The 1,978-nt window shown below is 41.5% G+C and carries 2 protein-coding genes; both read right to left on the reverse strand.

Annotated features, from left to right (window positions below):
* Positions 1 to 1,197: 1,197 nt before the first annotated feature.
* Complete coding sequence (locus C5471_RS23085) at positions 1,198 to 1,473, reverse strand: type II toxin-antitoxin system RelE/ParE family toxin (RefSeq protein WP_133814644.1); 276 nt, start codon at positions 1,471 to 1,473, stop codon at positions 1,198 to 1,200.
* On the reverse strand, positions 1,473 to 1,754 hold the full coding sequence (locus tag C5471_RS23090; RefSeq protein WP_133814643.1) for a CopG family ribbon-helix-helix protein: 282 nt from the start codon (positions 1,752 to 1,754) through the stop codon (positions 1,473 to 1,475). The genes C5471_RS23085 and C5471_RS23090 overlap by 1 nt, the downstream gene beginning before the upstream one ends.
* Positions 1,755 to 1,978 lie beyond the last annotated feature (224 nt).

The raw sequence follows: 1,978 nt of genomic DNA on the forward strand, positions 1-1,978 counted from the left end.
CCAGTGAAAAAGCCAGTATTCGGCGCAAACGGAAGATGACCAGTATGAATAGTGCCTATATGGACAAGGTGTTAATAGCAGGATTATGCTCGATGGTTAAACAATGAACACTCACGCTCTCACCCTGGGTACATCATCAACCAATAAATATCTTCAACCCTGACTATCATCCCATGAGAAGCAAAGTATCAAGACATCCAATCATCAATGGTTCTTCATAAGATAGTTTATTTCTTTAAGAGTTCAACTTATTGTTAAAAAAATGCAATCCCACCTTTCCACTGAGTCTATGTATTGACTCTCAACTTCGGTGCAAAATAATATTTAATATAAATACTTTTGAAGGAAAATATACAATTTTTATGTAGAATTTAATCCTCTAGACATTTATAATTTAAAAACTGCCGTACAGGTAGCTTAGAAATATTTTTATGTCTATTACCTTAAGACAAAAACCAACTGCCGCGCAGGCAGCTTAGGCAGCGCCGCCTAGTGCGCTGCCATACACATCCATTACAAACTACCAATATCTTTATAAAGTCCCTGTCTATAGTGACAAAATATATACACCTTCCGACCTCTTATCATATTCAACTCATTATGAGAAACGTTTGCACAATTTAGCCAGATGACAAAGAATAAAACATACCCCAAAGACCTCCCCATCCCCTTCATTCCCTATCTCCTCATTCGAGTATGCTCATGGAACCAAATCAAAGTGATTACTTATTGACCCTTATAGACATGGGAGACACCAGAAATCAATGATTTTTTAAAATTTTTACATATTAAAAATTTTTAAAAGACATATAAATAGGTGTGATAAAATGTCAAAGCACCAATGAATAGAATTTTGAAATGCCAAGAGCGAGAGCATAAAAAAGCGTGGGGCACTCTATTAAATCGTCGATAGAATGAGCTATTAAGCCTATTTTTCTCAGGTAGCTCGCCATGAAAACTTATATCATGAAAGTGGCTCTTCGGGGTATCAGTCCTATGGTCTGGCGGCGATTCAAGTTGTCAGGTGAGACTTCTTTAGCTGCTTTGCCGTGTAAGTGCCCCAAGGTTTTTTATGCTCTCATAAATCAGAGGTTCTACGCTGGAACCTCATTATATTCGGGCAACTACAGAATTCAGAAAAAATCGTATGCTAAGCCTCATGCACGATTTACATAGTTGATGAGAGCCCCTGCAATCTCAACGATTTTCTCGGGTATGCCACAGCCGCAGCATGTAGATAACCAAACCAAGGATCTCGTAACGAATCTCGTACTCTCCAACCAAAATCCGCCTAACCTCCCGTGGCTCGAACTGGAACAGTTGCTCTCCAATACGCGGGTTGGTTAACAGAATCGTCGGTGCCTGGGTCAGCGCCTGTACCGCCTTAGCCGCAGCGGGCTTGTTAGCCAAAGCCAGAAATTCATACAAGCGCGCCAAATCAGATAGCGCCTTACTGCTCCACTTAAGTTCCATCAGCGTGGCACTGGTAGTTGCTGGTCGGTACCGAGGCTGTCAGCCCAAGCCTGCACCGCCTGGTGATCGATAACGCTACCTGCTTCCACGTCTGCCAACGCTTCTTGTGTCAGGCGATCTCGATCCTCCTCTTGGGCGATCCATGCACAAAGAGCCTGTTTCATGATCCAGCCGCGTGAGCGTTCAAGTCTGGCTGCCATCTGGTCAACTTTATCGGCCATCAGTAGTGGCACGTGTGCGGTCAGCACCTTGGTTGTTGCTTGTGTCATGTTGCTCTTCATTTACTGACTCCAAATTATTTTGTTTGATTCGAAGTTAATCATAGTGATTTATTTTGAATCAATCAAGGGTGGTGTCAGTTTGGGGTTTTCTGACCATCAATGGCATTCGGTTAAGATAACAACTATGCTATAAAAATCTAAGTTTCCTCGGAGAGTATGCTGATGGATATATATCATTTTCTGAACAAAACTTTTTTTGATTCATGCTCGAAAATTGATAATTT

Source organism: Photorhabdus tasmaniensis (assembly GCF_011189505.1).
GTDB classification, from domain to species: Bacteria; Pseudomonadota; Gammaproteobacteria; order Enterobacterales; family Enterobacteriaceae; genus Photorhabdus; species Photorhabdus tasmaniensis.